Source organism: Actinosynnema sp. NPDC059797 (genome assembly GCF_042732085.1).
Lineage (GTDB): Bacteria > Actinomycetota > Actinomycetes > Mycobacteriales > Pseudonocardiaceae > Actinosynnema.
This window is the reverse complement of sequence record NZ_JBHWIE010000169.1, coordinates 1-15,912: the sequence shown is the minus strand read 5'-3', so window position 1 is coordinate 15,912 and position 15,912 is coordinate 1. Positions and strand designations below refer to the sequence as shown.

At 67.4% G+C, this 15,912-nt stretch carries 15 protein-coding genes; 8 read left to right on the top strand and 7 right to left on the bottom strand.

Going from position 1 to position 15,912, the window contains the following annotated elements; all coding sequences use genetic code 11:
• Positions 1–179 precede the first annotated feature (179 nt).
• From ACFV4N_RS28270 to ACFV4N_RS28255, 4 genes are all read right to left on the bottom strand, one after another.
• Positions 180–521 carry a tetratricopeptide repeat protein gene (locus ACFV4N_RS28270; protein WP_499675643.1) on the bottom strand — a complete coding sequence of 114 codons (342 nt, stop codon included), beginning with the start codon at positions 519–521 and terminating at the stop codon, positions 180–182.
• 57 nt (positions 522–578) lie between these two features.
• A protein-coding gene (locus tag ACFV4N_RS28265; RefSeq protein WP_499675645.1) for an IS5 family transposase occupies positions 579–1,372 on the bottom strand; the annotation gives its coding sequence in 2 pieces (ribosomal slippage) (positions 579–1,037 and positions 1,040–1,372; 792 coding nt in all).
• A gap of 23 nt (positions 1,373–1,395) precedes the next feature.
• Positions 1,396–3,243 (bottom strand): ATP-binding protein, encoded by a 1,848-nt coding sequence (locus tag ACFV4N_RS28260; protein ID WP_499675642.1) that lies wholly within the window; start codon positions 3,241–3,243, stop codon positions 1,396–1,398.
• Between the two features lie 233 nt (positions 3,244–3,476).
• Positions 3,477–4,184: a sugar ABC transporter substrate-binding protein gene (locus ACFV4N_RS28255; RefSeq protein WP_499675641.1), complete on the bottom strand. Its 708-nt coding sequence runs from the start codon at positions 4,182–4,184 to the stop codon at positions 3,477–3,479.
• 203 nt (positions 4,185–4,387) lie between these two features.
• On the opposite strand from ACFV4N_RS28255, the gene ACFV4N_RS28250 reads away from it, so the two are divergent.
• Positions 4,388–5,293, top strand: coding sequence for an ISAs1 family transposase (locus ACFV4N_RS28250; RefSeq protein WP_499675640.1), 906 nt, complete (start codon positions 4,388–4,390; stop codon positions 5,291–5,293).
• Between the two features lie 16 nt (positions 5,294–5,309).
• Positions 5,310–5,600 (top strand): hypothetical protein, encoded by a 291-nt coding sequence (locus ACFV4N_RS28245; protein ID WP_499675639.1) that lies wholly within the window; start codon positions 5,310–5,312, stop codon positions 5,598–5,600.
• A 201-nt stretch (positions 5,601–5,801) separates the two neighbouring features.
• On the opposite strand, the gene ACFV4N_RS28240 is transcribed toward ACFV4N_RS28245, so the two are convergent.
• Complete coding sequence (locus ACFV4N_RS28240) at positions 5,802–6,038, bottom strand: hypothetical protein (RefSeq protein WP_499675638.1); 237 nt, start codon at positions 6,036–6,038, stop codon at positions 5,802–5,804.
• 390 nt (positions 6,039–6,428) lie between these two features.
• Complete coding sequence (locus ACFV4N_RS28235; RefSeq protein WP_499675637.1) at positions 6,429–7,295, bottom strand: carbohydrate-binding domain-containing protein; 867 nt, start codon at positions 7,293–7,295, stop codon at positions 6,429–6,431.
• A 451-nt stretch (positions 7,296–7,746) separates the two neighbouring features.
• Here ACFV4N_RS28235 and ACFV4N_RS28230 point away from each other — a divergent pair, with 451 nt between their 5' ends.
• From ACFV4N_RS28230 to ACFV4N_RS28205, 6 genes are all read left to right on the top strand, one after another.
• Complete coding sequence (locus ACFV4N_RS28230; protein ID WP_499675636.1) at positions 7,747–9,024, top strand: ABC transporter substrate-binding protein; 1,278 nt, start codon at positions 7,747–7,749, stop codon at positions 9,022–9,024.
• Positions 9,025–9,068: 44 nt separating this feature from the next.
• Positions 9,069–9,947 (top strand): carbohydrate ABC transporter permease, encoded by an 879-nt coding sequence (locus ACFV4N_RS28225; protein WP_499675635.1) that lies wholly within the window; start codon positions 9,069–9,071, stop codon positions 9,945–9,947.
• On the top strand, positions 9,944–10,816 hold the full coding sequence (locus ACFV4N_RS28220; RefSeq protein ID WP_499675634.1) for a carbohydrate ABC transporter permease: 873 nt from the start codon (positions 9,944–9,946) through the stop codon (positions 10,814–10,816). Before ACFV4N_RS28225 ends, ACFV4N_RS28220 begins: the two co-directional genes overlap by 4 nt.
• Before the next feature lie 69 nt (positions 10,817–10,885).
• Entirely contained in the window at positions 10,886–11,884 is a 999-nt protein-coding gene (locus ACFV4N_RS28215; protein WP_499675633.1) for a LacI family DNA-binding transcriptional regulator, read from the top strand.
• Positions 11,885–12,143: 259 nt separating this feature from the next.
• On the top strand, positions 12,144–13,766 hold the full coding sequence (locus ACFV4N_RS28210; protein ID WP_499675632.1) for a cellulase family glycosylhydrolase: 1,623 nt from the start codon (positions 12,144–12,146) through the stop codon (positions 13,764–13,766).
• Between the two features lie 306 nt (positions 13,767–14,072).
• Complete coding sequence (locus ACFV4N_RS28205) at positions 14,073–14,243, top strand: hypothetical protein (protein WP_499675631.1); 171 nt, start codon at positions 14,073–14,075, stop codon at positions 14,241–14,243.
• A gap of 406 nt (positions 14,244–14,649) precedes the next feature.
• Here ACFV4N_RS28205 and ACFV4N_RS28200 read toward each other — a convergent pair whose 3' ends face one another.
• Positions 14,650–15,627, bottom strand: coding sequence for an IS630 family transposase (locus ACFV4N_RS28200; RefSeq protein WP_499675644.1), 978 nt, complete (start codon positions 15,625–15,627; stop codon positions 14,650–14,652).
• Positions 15,628–15,912: the final 285 nt, after the last annotated feature.

The following is a 15,912-nucleotide window of genomic DNA, read 5'->3' as shown; positions in this document are numbered from 1 at the left end:
GCCATCGCCACCCGCTTCGACAAGACCGCCACCTCCTACCGAGGCATGCTCGACCTGGCCACCCTGCTCATCTGGCTTTGAGGACAGGCCCTAGGGGCCGTCCTCACCGCGTCGTTGCTGTCACGACCGTCGAGCTTCCGTTGGATGCGTTCGACATCGACAGCACGGTTCTGCTTTCGTTACAGCTTCAAGGCTTCCTGCCACGCGGCGCGGGCTTCGTCATGCCGGCCGAGGGCGGTGAGGGGGTCGCCGAGCCGATCGAGACTGTCGGCGCAGCGGTAGGTGTCACCGAGTTCGCGGCGCAGCACCAGGGCTTGCCGGTGGAGGTCGACGGCCCGGTCATGGTGGCCGTCGTAGTGCTCGGCGCAGCCGAGGGTGTGCAACGAGGCGGCGGTTCCAGCAGGGTTGTCGTGGTCGCGGTGCAGGGTCAGGGCGGCCTGGCAGTGGGCACGGGCGGTGTCGTGGTCGCCGAGGTGGGCGGCGCACCAGCCCGCCTGGTTGAGCGCGTTGGCCTCCCACACCCGCTTGCTGAGGGCGCGGAAGAGCGCCAGCGCCTGGAGGGCGTGCTCTAACTGGTCCTAACAGAATCGTTGGACGTGTCGGTAGCAGATGATGCAGGTGGCGAGGCCGAGGAAGGCTTCGTGGATGTCGTCGCGGCGTTCCCAGCGGACGCGCAAGCGCTTCATGCCGTGGTACCAGGCGATCGTGCGCTCCACCACCCATCTGATGGTGCCCAGGCCGGAGCCGTGGGGCTCGCCACGTCGGGCGATCCGCGGTGCGATTCCTCTGGCACGTAGGCGCCTGCGGTACTTGTCGTGGTCATAGGCCCGGTCGGCGTAGAGCGTTCTTGGACGGCGGCGGGGCCGTCCGCGTCGGCCGCGCACGTTGGGCACCGCGTCCAGCAGCGGTTCCAGGCCGATGACGTCGTTGCGGTTGCCGCCGGTCAGCAACACCGCGAGCGGGATGCCGCCGCCGTCGGTCAGGACGTGGTGCTTGGAGCCGGGTCGGGCGCGGTCGACCGGACTCGGTCCGCTTTTGGGCCGCGACGAGCGGTCCGCACGTGCGAGGAGTCGATCACCGCGCGGTCCCAGTCCAGCCTGCCCGCCGAGTGCAGCTCCACGAGCAGCACCTCGTGCAGCCGGGACCACACGCCGGCCTCGTTCCAGTCGCGCAGCCGCCGCCAACAGGTCATACCCGAACCGAAGCCCAGCTCCTGGGGCAGGAACTCCCACTGGATCCCGGTGTGCAGCACGAACAGGATCCCGCACAACACCCGCCGGTCCGGCACCCGCTTCCGACCGGGGTGACGGGTCCTACGCGGCACCACCGGCAACAACGGCTCGATCCGCTCCCACAGATCGTCCGAGACGATCCACGGCGGCGACTCACCCCTCCTCACACCCCAACATGATCCACAGCGGACACGGCTGACACCACCGCGTTGATCATTTTGTTAGGACCAGAAGGCTTGCCGGTATTTCCCCTGTCCGGTCGGAATCCATCCGAGTTCCCGGTGCGAGTGGGCCTGTTGGATGGTGTCGCCGTGGTCCTCGGCCAAGGCCAGGGCCTCATGCAGGTGCTCGTCCGCTGCGTCGTAACGGCCGAGGTCGGTGCGCGCCCCAGGTGCCGGTGAGCGCGGATGAGCGTCGCCACGGGCAGGTGCGTGGCGAGCTCCAGCACGGCCTGCCACACGGTGATGCGATTGTGGAGGTGTCCTCTGCGGTCGTGGAAACTGGTCATCCCCCAAGCCAGTTCCGCCACGGTCCGGTGCCACCCGCCGTCCGCGGCGGCGCGCTGGACGGCGAGCAGGTTGGCGTACTCGGCGTCGAACCAGGCCAACGCCGCGGTGCGGTCGGCGAGATCGTGGCGGTGGGTGGCCGCGGCGGGCGGATCCAACCGCACGGGCTCGCGGTGGGGGTTGAGCAGGCGGTCAGCGGCGTGGGCGGTGTGGAGGTAGAAGTCGATCACCCGCCGCAGCGCCGCTCGTCGCACCGACTCCGGCAGGTCTTCGTGGGCGGTTGCGGCGGCGTAGGCGCGGACCAGGTCGTGCATGGTGCACCGGCCGCGTGGACGCCGCTCGAGCAGGCAGTGTTCCTCCAGGATCCGCAAGACCTCGCGCGTCTCCCTCGGCGGCAGGCCGGTGAGGGAAGCCGCCGCGGGCAGGTCGATGTCCGGACCGGGCGCGATGCCCAGCAGCGCGAACACCGCACGTTGCCGTTCGGTGAGCCGGCGCAGGGACCACGAGAGCACCGCGGGCAGGCTGGCGGCAGGGTCCGTGCCGTGGTCCAGGGCCCCCAGACCGAGCTGGTGCAGTTCGGCGGCGAACTCCGCGAGCGGAAGCGCGGGGTGAGTGACCGCATGACGTGCGGTGATCGCCAAAGTCAGCGGGTGACGCCCGCACAGCTCGATCAACTCGTCGGCCACCTCGGGTTCGGTGCCGATGCGCTGAACACCCAGGCGCGCTGTTAGCAGGGCACGCGCCTCCTCCGAGGTGAGCACGCCCAGGGACAGGTGGTGGGCGCCGTACCGGTCGATCAGCGAGGGCAAGGTGGTGCGACCGGTGACCAGCACGGTACAGGTCGGGCTGCCCGGCAACAGCGGGACGACCTGGTCGGCGGTGGCGGCGTTGTCCAGCACGATCAGCACCCGCCTCCCGGCCACCACCCCTCGGTACAGCGCGACCTGGGCAGACGGATTCGGTGGGAGCTGGTCGGAGGGTATGCCGAAGGCGTCGAGGAAGCCGCGCACCGCTTCGTGCGGTTCGGCGAGCCGTCCGGTCGGGCTGAAGCCGTGCAAGTCGACGAACAGCTGTCCGTCGGGAAAGCGGTCCAGGTTGCGGTGGGCCCAGGCCAGCGCAAGCCACGTCTTGCCGATCCCACCCACCCCGCCGATGGCCGAGATCATCACGGCCGCACCTGCCGCCGGCCCGGCAGAAGAGCCGTCCAGCGCCGCAGCAGCGCGACTGTCCGGTGAAGCAGCGGTCAAAGCGCGGTCCAAAGCGGCCAACTCCACCGCCCGCCCGACGAATCGCCCCGGCGCCGTGGGCAACTGCCGGGGCACTGCCCGCCGCAGCGGCTGATGGATCACGACCGTCGCGTCACGCCCTGCTTGTACCGACACCGCCCTACCCGACACGACCGCGTGCTGACCGGCTGCAACTGACACGTCGTCCCCACGGGCGTCACTGTCCACCTCGGCCGCCACACACCTCGTTCGCGTCTCCACCGGCTCGATCACCGGCACGCACACCATTGAGCCCGTAGCTCGTCAGCACACCGCAGAAGTACGGCCACGCGAGATCGGCCCGTACTCGTTGATCATGCTGTCGAGGGCTGGTCGGCAGTCTCGTGTGCAGCGCGGCGACCACGCGCCGCGGCACCGCTTCGACGTCCTTCGTCGTGGAGGCCCGGTCGAGCGTGATCAACCAGCCGTCGGAATCGTGTCCGATCCGTAGGTCGAGGTGTTGCGGTTGTGTATTACTTTCCGGTATCGCCGCGGACCACTTGTTTGGCTTGATGGATTTCGGGTCGCAATGTCGTCTGTTTGGGGGTGGCTCGGCCTCGTCTCATTCGTTCCAGTATGTGGATCGCGCTCTCGGCGAGGCGGCGTGAGTCTTGGACCACGGTGGCGCGCAGTGGACCTGTGTCGTTGTCGATCAGTGCGAGGACCTCGGGCGCACCGTCCACACCGATGATCACGGTACTCCCGGCCGCCGGGGCACGGGTCCGGCGCAACGCGTCCGCCGCACCGAGCGCCATCTCGTCGTCGGTGCAGAACACGGCGTCGAGCCGTCCGCCTCGCGCATCGAGTTCGCGTACGTGGGCCTCTACGGTGTCTTGAGCGCGGGATCGCTGGAACGCGCAACTGTCGTCCACTACGATGGAGATGCCGTCCACGCGGCTGCGCAGTACTTCCGCGCAGCACCTCTGCCGGTCCACCTGCTCCAGGCCTGCGACGATCAGGACGTGGGGGTGGCGGACTGCGTGTCGCGTGAGGTGATCTGCGAGCCAGTGACCGGCGAGCACGCCTATGTCGACGGGGGAGTAGCCGACGAACGCCGTGTTGGGCGGGTAGCCGGCTTCGTCGTCGAACGGCTCGATGTCGACGAAGACGACCGGCGCTTGGAAGTCGGCGCAGAACTCGACGAGTTCCGGCCGCAGCCGGTGGACCTCGGTGGCGACCACGAGCCCTCCGAGGTACTCGCGCCGTGATTGCGCCAGGTGCCTCAGGCGTACCACCCAGGGCGATTGCGTAGTCAGACAACAGGGCGCTGAGCTGGGAGTTTGGGGTGTGAAGGGCCTTCGTGAGGCGATGGCGGCAGGTGGGACCGCGTCGGTGATCATGGAGTTGCGACGCTTCAGGACTCCGAGGAAGACCCCACCCGCCGATGACATCATCTCCCATCACCGCACTGACCGTCACGCTGGCCCACGTCGGCGGCCCACCGCCGCCTGTCACCGACGGTGAGCACGGTGGTCTGCTGGACTCCTTGGCGAAGGTCCCGGATCCGCGTGACCCGCGCGGGATCCGCTACCCGCTCTCGGCACTGCTGATGATCGCGGTGTGCGCGGTCCTGGCCGGGGCGTCGTCCTTCGCGGCGATCAGCGACTGGCTGCAGGATCTCGACCGTCACGCCCGTGACCGGCTCGGGTTCGACCGTATCCCTTCCGCCACAACGATATGGAGGTTGCTGACCCGCCTCGACGCCGACTTGTTGGCCACCGTCCTCGCCGGGTGGCTCACCACCCGCGCCCGGCGATCACCACCGGTGCGTCCACGCCGACATCGTCATGTCATCGCCGTGGACGGCAAGACACTGCGCGGCGCCCGCCTGGACGACGGCCGCCAGGTTCACCTGCTCTCCGCGCTGGACACCGGCACCGGCATCGTGCTGGCCCAGGTCACAGTGGACGCGAAGTCCAATGAGATCCCCGCGTTCGCACCGCTTCTCGACGCCGTCCGCAGGGTCGTAGGCACTCTGACCGGCGTGGTGTTCGTCGCCGACGCCCTGCACACCCAAACCGATCACGCCCGGCAGACCGCCGCCCGCGGCGCCCATCTGATGACCGCGGTCAAAGGCAACCAACCGAAGCTCCTCGCCCAACTCAAATCCCTGCCCTGGCCCGAGATTCCGGTCGGTGACCGTGCCCGCGACCGTGGTCACGGGCGCCGTGAGACCCGCACCGTCAAAGCCGTCACCCCGCGCGCTCCCGGGCGGCATCGCGTTCCCGCACGCCGAGCAGGCAGTCCGGGTCACCCGCAGCCGAACCACCGACGCGAAGACCACCCGTGAAACGGTCTGCTACGCCGTGTTCCTGCCCGCCGGCGACGCCCCGCCGAGCGATCTGCAGGACTGGATCCGCCGCGAGTGGCTCATCGAGAACCAGGTCCACCACGTCCGCGACGTGACGTTCCGTGAAGACTCCCACCAGGCCCGGACGGGCACCGGTCCCGCCGTCATGGCCACTCTGCGCAACACCGCGATCGGTTGGCACCGCACCAACGGCGACACCAACATCGCCAGAGCCCTCCGACGCGCCAACCGCCGATCACACGACCTGATCACCGCCGTGACCAGCAGCTACCCCACAACGCAATGACCCTGCGTCCTGCGGTACACGGAGATGACGCTGATCCAGCTCGGCGAGCACCTCGCCGATCAGCAGCTCGTCTGCGACGACCAGTGCGCTGGGGTGGGTTTCCACCGGATTGACGCCTGGCTGCCAGACCTGTGTCCGCACGGTGCAGCCCAGGGCACGGGCGGCGCTGGCGAAACCCCAGAAGAAGTCCTCGATCGGATCTCAGTGCAGGAGAGCAACGGTGCGGTGTCCGAGATCGGCCAGGTAGGTGGCGCATTGCGTGCTCGCGGCGGCGCGGTCGACGTCGACCCGGGAGTCTTGGACCGCGCTGTCCGGTGTGCCGACCCGCACCACGGGCACTGACGAGTGGCCGGGTGCGGTGGCCGGCGAGACGACGATCAGCGAGTCGACTTCTTGGGCGCTCGTCGCATCGACGGTCGAACTCAGCAGGAGGTCCACGTCATCGCGTCGTGCGCGTGTTGATGCGGCTACCAGGAATGAGCCGAGCCACATTGGTCCCACGTCGGCCTGTCCGGGGAGGAGCAGCACCAGTGTCTTGTTGCGGGTGAGCCGCCGTGGTTTGTAGCCGAGGACTCTGACGCTGTCTTCGATGCGTTGTCGGGTGTCGGTCGAGATCGAGCGTTTCCGCTGAGGGCGTAGGACACCGTGCTCAGCGAGACACCGGCGTGTCGGACGACGTCGGCGAGGGTGGTCATGCTGCTTCACTCCTGCTTTGAAAACGGGTGGTCCGTCCCGGTCGCTCCTGGGCAAGGGCGCGACCGGGACGGACCGGTGGTGGCGGGACGGCCTCGGGGGAGAGGTGCCGTCGCCGCGCGGGAGGGTGTTGGTCTAGATGGGGCGGACGTCGACCCAGAAGCGGGTATCGTTGCTCAGGTTCGCCGAGTTGCTGTCGATCCGGCTCTTGATCCAGTAGATGGCGGTCTTGTAGCCGTTGATGTCGCTGGTGTTGGGGTTGTTCAGGCCCGACTCACCGTTGCGGTGGCCGGCGAACCAGGTGTTGAGGCCGTAGCCGCTCTGGCTCTGGTGCAGGCAGGAGATGTCGGCGGAGAGGTTGCTGTTGAGCACCGCGCCGTTGTTCCACTGGCTGACCGACTGGCCGCTGAACCGGCTGCACTTGGAGCGCAGCATCAGCCAGTTCTGCTTGAAGATGCCGAAGTTGGCGGCGTCGTAAGTCTTGTTGTCGCCGTAGGCGTAGTTGGTGGACATGTTCTCGGTCTCCAACATGGCCACGGCGAGGTCGAGGCTGTTGCCGCCGGCGTTGCGGACCTGCTGCTTGCGGTAACCCAGGCCGCTGACGCTGTAGGAGCCGCAGCTCATGCCCGACGGACAGGCCGTCGAGCCCCCACCGCCTCCGCCGCTTCCGCCGTCGGCCGCGCCGCCCCGCACGACGCAGGAGCGGCTGTTCTCCCAGCCCCACCCGTCGCCGTCGGGATCGGAGGAGCTGCCGTTGGCGCAGTACGGGTAGCCGTTGGGAGCGTTGCCGCCGCTGCCCGAGCCGGTGTCGGCCGCGCCGCCGCGCACGACGCAGGAGGCACTGTTCTCCCAGCCCCAGCCGTCCCCGTCGGGGTCGCTGGAGCTGCTGCTGCAATAGGGGTAGCCGTTGGGCGCGTTCTCGGCGACCGCGGGCCCCGCGCCGAGTACGGAGCCCGCGACCGCCAACAGCAGTCCGAGCACCAACCCGATCGATCTCCTCATCGCTCTCACTCCTTTGTGCGAGTCGTCGTAGCGGCGGAGCAACGCCAGGGTGCAGAACTTTACCGCTTAAGTCAACCGGCGCCGATGATCCGGTCCGAGCGGAAGCTTGATCGGGTGTTGAACCTGTTGTGGGTTCCGTGGTGGTCGTCGATGACAATTCTTGTCCGGTAATAGCTTAGCAGTGCTAACATTTGCTTAGGCAAATCAGCCAATATTTATGCAGGTCAGTGGTGCTGTACGAACTATTAGGCAAGTGCATGAACTATTTTTATGCAGGTACTGCTTTTGCCTTGTCGGCTCTCTTCCGGGCTTGCCTGAGGGTGGTGAATCGATGTCGTTGTCAAGCTTGACCGGTTAATCTCATCTGACGTACGGTCTCGGGCACCTCCGGCAGAGTCGCGATACGCCGGTGTTTCGCAATGACGCGCACCGTTATCCGAGGAGCAGCACAATGGGAAAGTTCAGGGCGGGGGTCGCTGCCGCCGCGGTGGTCCTCGTCGCCGCGTGCGGCAGTGACGGGACCGACACCGGCGCGGACGGGAAGATCGAGGGGAAGATCACCGTCCTGACCAACCGCACCGACCTCGTCGACACCAAGTTCAAGGAGTACGCGGAGCAGTTCAAGCAGCTCCACCCCGACGTGGAGGTGGTCTTCGAGGGCATCACGGACTACGACAACGAAGTCAAGATCCGGATGAGCACGGACAACTACGGTGACGTGCTGCTGATCCCGAACTCGATCACCTCGTTGCCCGACCTGCCGGACTACTTCGAGCCACTGGGCTCGGTGTCGGAGCTGGGGCAGAAGTACCGGTTCGTCACCGAGAAGGCGTTCGAGGACAAGGTCTACGGTCTCGCGGTGACGGGCAACGCGTTCGGCTTCGCCTACAACAAGAAGGTCTGGGCCGCAGCCGGGGTGGACAGTCCGCCGACCACGCCGGAGGACTTCCTCGACGCGTTGCAGGCGATCAGGGACAAGACCGATGCCGTCCCGCTGTACACGAACTACCGCAACGGCTGGCCGCTGACCCAGTGGCAGGACGCGCGCGGCTCGGTCAGCGCGGACCCCCAGGTTTCGAACAAGATGGCCGCGGACGACTCGCCCTGGGCCGAGGGCAAGACCCAGCACACCATCGACTCGCTGCTGTTCGACGTGGTCGCGAACAAGCTCACCGAGGACGACCCGCTCACCACCGACTGGGAGTCGTCCAAGAGCATGATCGGCACGGGGCAGATCGCCACCATGATGCTCGGCTCCTGGTCGATCACCCAGCTGCGCGCCGCGGCGCCGAACAAGGACGACATCGGCTACCTGCCGTTCCCGGTGCAGGTGGACGGCAAGTTCCACTCGGCCATCGCCGGCGACTACAAGAACGGCATCAACATCCACTCGAAGAACAAGGACACCGCCCGCGCCTGGGTCGACTGGTTCGCCGAGAAGTCCAACTTCGCCACGGCGGAGGGTGGGATCTCCCCGCTCAAGGACGGCCCCGAGCCGGACACCCTGGCCGACTTCGCCGCCGCCGGCGTCGAGTACTTCGAGGTGGACCACGCCCAGGACGCCGTCGTCACCAAGATCGACGACGCGGCCGAGATCGGGCTGTACGAGCAAACTTATCGACAGGGGCTGGTCGATGCGGCCCGTGGTGCGAGCGGGAAAAGCAAGCAGGACGTCTTCGACGACCTGAACTCCCGCTGGGCCGAGGCCAAGGCCCTGGTCACGAAGTGACGACCCGCACCGCGCCGGCACCGACCGCTCCCTCTCGGCGGTCGGTGCCGGTTCGTCACCGCAAACGCCGGGCCGGCGCGCTGCCGTGGCTGTTCCTGGCGCTTCCACTGCTGCTGCTGGCGGTGTTCACCTACATCCCCGTCATCAGCATGGCTTGGTACAGCACCACGTCGTGGAACGGCGTGAGCAAGCGGATGCCGTTCGTCGGCGTCGAGAACTACGTCGAGATCTTCACCAGGCCGCAGCTGTTCGAGGTGTTCCTGGTCAGCCTCTACTACGTCGTCGCGGCGTTCCTCCAGCTGGGGGTGGCGCTGTACTTCGCGACGCTGCTGAGCTTCCGAGTCCGGTTCGGGAACCTGTTCAAGGGCCTGCTGTTCTTCCCGTACCTGATCAACGGTGTGGCCATCGCGTTCGTGTTCCTGTACTTCTTCCGCCCCGACGGCACGTTGGACTCGCTGCTGGAGTTCGTCGGACTGTCCGGGCACCAGTGGCTGGGTGACCCGGACATGGTGAACTACTCGCTGGCGGGCGTGTCGGTGTGGCGCTACACGGGACTGAACTTCGTGCTGTTCCTCGGCGCCATCCAGTCCATCCCGTCGGACCTCTATGAGGCGTCCGACATGGACGGTGCGACGCGATGGCAGCAGTTCCGGCACATCATCCTGCCCGGCATCCGACCGGTCGTGGGCCTGATGTCGATCCTGGCCCTGGCCGGTTCGCTGTCGGTGTTCGAGATCCCTTACATCATGACCGGCGGCGCGAACGGCAGCCGGACGTTCGTCATCCAGACCGTGGACATGGCCTTCCGGTTCGACAAGGTCGGCCTGGCCTCGGCGATGGCGTTCGTGCTCCTCGCGCTCGTGCTGCTGGTGACCTGGGTGCAGCGCCGCCTGTTCCCCGACGACCGGAGCACGACCCCATGACCACCACCTCCACGAGCACACGCAAAACCGCAGTCCACAAGACCGCCACCATCCGCAAGGCCGGCCCCGTCGCCTACCTCTCGCTGGTGCTCGCCGGCCTGGTCGCGGTCGTGCCGCTGGCCGTGGTGCTGCTCGCCTCCCTCAAGGATGCCGCCGAGTTCCGCGCCGACGGCCCGTTCGACCCGCCGTCGGACTGGTTGAACTTCGACAACTACGCCACCGCGCTCACCGACGGTGAGATGGGCACCGCGTTCCTCAACACCACGATCATCCTGCTGTTCTCCGTCACCGGAACCATCTTCATCGGCTCCATGACCGCCTACGCCGTGGACCGGTTCCGGTTCCGACTGCGCGGCACCGTGCTCGCCGCCTTCCTCGTCGCCTCGCTCGTGCCCGCGGTCACCACGCAGGTCGCCACGTTCCAGGTGATCGACGTGCTCGGCCTGCACGACACCCGCGCCGCCGCCGTGCTGCTGTTCACCGGCACCGACATCGTGTCCATCTACATCTTCCTGCAGTTCATCCGGTCCATCCCGCACGACCTGGACGAAGCCGCCCTCGTCGACGGCGCCTCCCGCTGGACCATCTACTGGAAGGTCGTCCTCCCGCTGCTCAAGCCCGCCATCGCCACCGTGGTGATCGTCAAGGGCATCGCCATCTACAACGAGTTCTACATCCCGTTCCTCTACATGCCCTCGCGCGACCTGGGCGTGATCTCCACGTCCCTGTTCCGCTTCAAAGGGCCGTTCAGCGCCCAGTGGGAGGTCATCTCGGCCGGCGTGGTCATCGTCGTGCTGCCCACGCTGGTGGTGTTCCTGCTGTTGCAGAAATTGATCTACAACGGACTCACCGCCGGTGCCACGAAGTGAGCAGCCTCCACGTCATCAAAGCACCTGTCCTCCAAGTCGATCGGCATGGTGTCGATGAGACGGCCGACGATGTCCGACATCGCCCGCGAGGCGGGAGTTTCCAAGGTCGCCGTGTCCTACGCGCTCAACGGCCGTTCCGGGGTGTCCGAGGCGACCCGCCGGAGAATCCTGGAGATCGCGGCCCGCCTCGGGTGGCGCCCCAACAGCGCGGCCCTGGCCCTGGCCGCCGACCGCACGCACGTCATCGGGCTCGCGGTACCCCGTCCGGCGAGGGCACTCGGCGTGGAACCCTTTTTCATGGGCTTCCTGTCCGGCATCGAAGCCGAACTGGCCGAACACGAGTTTTCTCTGCTCCTGCACGTCGTGACGGATCAGGACGAGGAGATCGAGACCTACCGGCGATGGTCGGCCGGGCGCATGGTGGACGGCGTGATCGTCGTGGACCTGCGAACCGACGACGTGCGGGTACCGGTGCTGGGCCAATTGGGACTGCACGCCGTCGTCGCCGGCGGCCCGGCGGGATTGGGGGGCCTCCCGGGACTGTGGACCGACGACGACGCGGCTCTCGACCTGGCCGTGGACCACCTCGCGGCTTTCGGGCACAGGAGGATCGCCAGAGTGGCGGAGATGACCCATCTCAGCCGTACGGCCGTGCGGACCGAAGCGTTGAGCGCGGCGACCCGTCGCCGCGGACTGCCCGAGCCGATCGTCGTGACGTCCGAGCCCGCGGGTGACGAAGGAGCGAGGGCCACGCGCCTCCTGCTCGCGCGACCGGAGCGTCCGACGGCCATCTTCTACGACAACGACGTGATGGCCGTCGCCGCGCTCGGCATCGCCACCGAGATGGGTGTCCAGGTTCCGGGACGCTTATCCGTGCTGGCATGGGACGACTCCGTGCTGTGTGAGCTGGTCCGGCCTCGACTGACCGCACTCGCCCGGGACAACGCCGGCTACGGCGCCCGTGTGGCCCGGCTCCTGCTGGATCGAGTCCACAACGGGCGCGAGCAGGCTGCGGTGGACCTCGCATCGACCTTGCACATCAGGGACAGCACCGGACGTGCCGCTTAAGCGGTTCAGTGACTGACTTGCGATGCTCAGAGGCTACTTCGCTTCGAAGCGCTTCTACCTCGTTCTATAGAAGTTTCCCTTGACACTTAAGCGGTTCATTGCTGAAGTGGGTGGGCGGTGCAGGGATCTCGGAACCGCCGAGCATGTCCGCCCACCGCGCGAGGTTCCCCGATCGTCGACCCGCACGGAGGCGACGGGTGGCCCGAGCCGCCCCGGTATCGGGTTCTGCATTGTCAACGCCGACAACTGTGAGGAAGCAATGTTCAGACGATGGGCGATGGTCGCCGCGGTAGCGCTGGCCGCCGCGGTCGTGCCCCTGGTGACCGCCCCCGCCGCCTCGGCGGCGAACGGGTTCTACGTCAGCGGGGGCAGGCTCTACGACGCCAACGGCAATGACTTCGTGCTGCGGGGCGTCAACCACGCGCACACCTGGTACAGCGACAAGACCACCCAGGCGATGAAGGACATCAAGGCGCTGGGGGCGAACAGCATCCGCGTGGTGCTCGGCTCCGGTGACCGGTGGACCAAGAACGACGCCTCCGACGTGGCGAACATCGTGTCGCAGTGCAAGGCCAACAAGCTGATCTGCGTCCTGGAGGTGCACGACACCACCGGGTACGGCGAGGACGGCTCGGCTACCAGCCTGGCGAGGGCGGCCAGCTACTGGCTGAGCATCAAGAGCGCGATCGCCGGCCAGGAGAAGTACGTCATCATCAACATCGGCAACGAGCCCTACGGCAACCAGAACACCGGCAACTGGGTCGGTGACACCAAGAGCGCCATCCAGACCCTGCGCTCCGGCGGCCTGACCCACACGCTGATGGTCGACGCGCCGAACTGGGGCCAGGACTGGTCGGGGACGATGCGTGACAACGCGTCCTCGGTCTTCAGTGCAGACTCGCTGAAGAACACCGTGTTCTCCGTGCACATGTACGGCGTGTACGACACGTCGTCGGAGATCAGCTCGTACCTGAACACCTTCGTCAGCGCGAAGCTGCCGATCCTGGTGGGCGAGTTCGGGTACAACCACTCCGACGGCAACCCCGACGAGGACTCGATCATGTCCATCACCCAGTCGCTCAAGCTGGGCTACATGGGCTGGTCGTGGAGCGGCAACGGCGGCGGCGTCGAGTACCTCGACATGGCCAACAGCTTCAACGCCTCCAGCCTCACCAGCTGGGGCCAGCGGTTCTTCAACGGCTCCAACGGCATTAAGGCCACCTCCAAGGAGGCCAGCGTCTACGGTGGTAGCGGCGACCCGAACGACACCACGCCGCCGAGCACGCCGGGAACCCCCTCGGCGTCGAACGTGACGTCCAGCGGTGTCAACCTGTCGTGGAGCACGGCCTCCGACAACGTGGGCGTCAGCTCCTACCAGGTCGTCCGCGTGACCAGCTCCTCCGAAACGACCGTCGCATCCCCGTCGACGAACTCCGCCGTGGTCGGCGGCCTGAGCGCCTCGACCCAGTACACCTTCGCCGTGTACGCGCTGGACGCGGCGGGCAACCGCTCGTCCGGGTCGGGCACCGTCAACGTGACAACGTTGTCAGGCGGCGGCGGAACCAGTTGCGCAGTCACCTACCGGGTCAACTCGTCGTGGAACGGTGGGTTCCAGGGCGAGGTCGCGATCAAGAACACCTCGTCGTCGACCGTGAACGGGTGGACGTTGGTGTGGTCGTTCTCCAACGGCCAGAAGGTGACCCAAATGTGGCACGCCATCGCGTCGCAGAGCGGGTCGCAGGTCACCGCCCGCAACGAGAGTTGGAACCCGGTGATCGCCGCCGGCGGCACGGTGAACCTCGGGTTCACCAGTTCGTACAACGGCACGAACACCGCGCCGACCGCGTTCACGCTGAACGGGGCCTCGTGCTCGGTCTCGTGATCGCGTGACGCCGACGCCCGTGCGGACCACCCGTCTCCCGTGGTCCGCACGGGTTCGTCGCACGCGCTTTCCCGCCGTCATGAATGTGAAGCTCATACGCCCTCGTGTACGTCGAACTGTTGCCGTCGTTCGCCTATTGCAGTCCGAATGGCTCTTGAAGGTCCCTTCGAGGCCGCGTGCGGCGAGCGTCGTGCTGATTTCACACCGCCTGTCGACGGTGCGTGAGGTCGGCCGCATCGTCCTGGTCGCCGCTGGTCGGGTAGGACGGCGGCACTCACGACGACATGGTCCGGGAGGGCAGGGCTCGTGCGCACCTTGGACTCGCCCCGCACCTTCGTCCTGGCCTGCACTTCCGAGGCGTTCGACGCGCTCGTACCCGAGGAGTGCCTGGCCTCGGCCAATGCCAGGGTGGTCACCCTCGCACCGCTCGGTATCGAAGCCCCCGATCACCTGAATGAGCAGCGCGAGCACTGGTAGCACCGCCGATGCCCACACCAGCGCCTGACGCTCGTCCACGAGCCGGGCTTGGCGCGGGCTGGCAGGGCATCCCCTTACTGGCTCGTGGTCGGCCGGGCGGTGGTTTACTTCGACGTGTCCGGCCGCGTGCGCGGCGACGGGCTTGCGGCTCGCGTTCCACGGCCGCATCTCCAACGCAGAAGACCTGGACCGGGCCACCTCGGCGGCGTGGCGGCACGAGTCGACCGAGGAGTTAATCGTCGAACACGGCGTGGTCGTGGCGCACTACTCCGATGCAGGGGAGTCCTATGGCGGGATCGCTCGAAGGCCGCGGCGCTGTTGCGGGCGTTGCGCGACCCGGACCGAGGTTCGAGGCGATCGCGATCGCTAAAGGTTGTCACGTATTGAGCGGAAAGCGATCGGTTGCCTACACGGCGGCGTAGCGGACGTGTGGTGCCTGGAAGTAGCCGCGGACGAGGTGCGGTTGGCGCTGGCGGCGTCGTAGGAAGCGTCGGGTCTCGTGGGCGAGTCGGTCGATGTTGTGGGCGCGGGAGGCGTTGACGTTGCGTTTGAGGTCGGCGTTGAGCAGCTCGTCCGGGTTGAGTTCGGGGCTGTAGCCGGGCATGAGGTGCAGTTCGACCCGGTCGGTGTTGTCCTTCAGCCAGGCGCGGACGGCCTTGCTTCTGTGTACGGGGTGGCGGTCGGCGATGACGTGGACTTTCCTGTCGGCCTGGCGGGCGGTGCGGTCGAGGAACGTGGTGAACACCGGTGCGGTGAACCGCTCGGTGAACACGGTGAACCACAGCGCGCCGCGCGGACCGACGGCGGACATGACGTTGACCCGAAGCCGCTTACCGGTCACCCGCACCACCGGCGTGCGCCCCTTCGGCGCCCACGACCGGCCGGGCGGTGCGGCGTCGGAGCGCAGCCCACACTGGTCGACCCAGGCGATCGCCGCACCCTCGGCCCTCGCCCTGGCCTCGATCGCCGGATAGTCCTCGTCCAGCCACGCCCGTACCGCGGCGGGCTGCTGCTCGTAGGCCCGTCGGGCAGGGCGCTGCGGGGTGAAGCCGTGGCGGCGCAGCCACAACCCCACGCCCTGCTCGGTCATGTCCACGCCCACGACCAGGCGGATCAGCTCGACCACCGTCGGGCGGGTCCACAGCGGGCCGCCGATCAGCAGTTCCTCGGGCGTGTAGTCGGCCATCGCCGCGAACAGGGTGCCCCGGTCTTCCGGGGTAATCAGCTCGGCGGGGCCGGGCCGCCCTTCGCGGGTCGCCAGGCCGTCGCGACCCGCCCGCCGGTAGGCACGCCACCAGGTGCCCACCGAGCGCTCCGAGACCCCGAACACCTCCGCGGCTTGCCTGTAGCCCTCGACGTGCCCGGCCTCCAGCGCGGCCACCACTCGCAACCGCAGTACCTCACGCTCAGCAGGCGATAACCGATGCGCACCCTCAACCTCGATCACGAGTGATCAACCTACAGAAAGACGATCACTTTCGACTCAGACCTCCTAACACAATGGGGTGATGTTGCCTCTGCGCTGTCGAGCGGGGTGATCGTTGGGCCGATGGGTGAGTGTGTCGAAGCCGTGACTGGTCGATGACGGGTTGTGGGAGCTGGTCGAGCCGTTGCTGCCGGTGCCCTCGCGCCGGTTCCGCAATCCCGGTCGACGTCGATTACCGGACCG

Bases quoted from the DNA above. Each gene is read 5' to 3' on its own strand.
- ACFV4N_RS28250 (WP_499675640.1), top strand. From the start codon at position 4,388: ATGACATCATCTCCCATCACCGCACTGACCGTCACGCTGGCCCACGTC.
- ACFV4N_RS28235 (WP_499675637.1), bottom strand. From the start codon at position 7,295: ATGAGGAGATCGATCGGGTTGGTGCTCGGACTGCTGTTGGCGGTCGCG.
- ACFV4N_RS28230 (WP_499675636.1), top strand. From the start codon at position 7,747: ATGGGAAAGTTCAGGGCGGGGGTCGCTGCCGCCGCGGTGGTCCTCGTC.
- ACFV4N_RS28220 (WP_499675634.1), top strand. From the start codon at position 9,944: ATGACCACCACCTCCACGAGCACACGCAAAACCGCAGTCCACAAGACC.
- ACFV4N_RS28215 (WP_499675633.1), top strand. From the start codon at position 10,886: ATGTCCGACATCGCCCGCGAGGCGGGAGTTTCCAAGGTCGCCGTGTCC.
- ACFV4N_RS28210 (WP_499675632.1), top strand. From the start codon at position 12,144: ATGTTCAGACGATGGGCGATGGTCGCCGCGGTAGCGCTGGCCGCCGCG.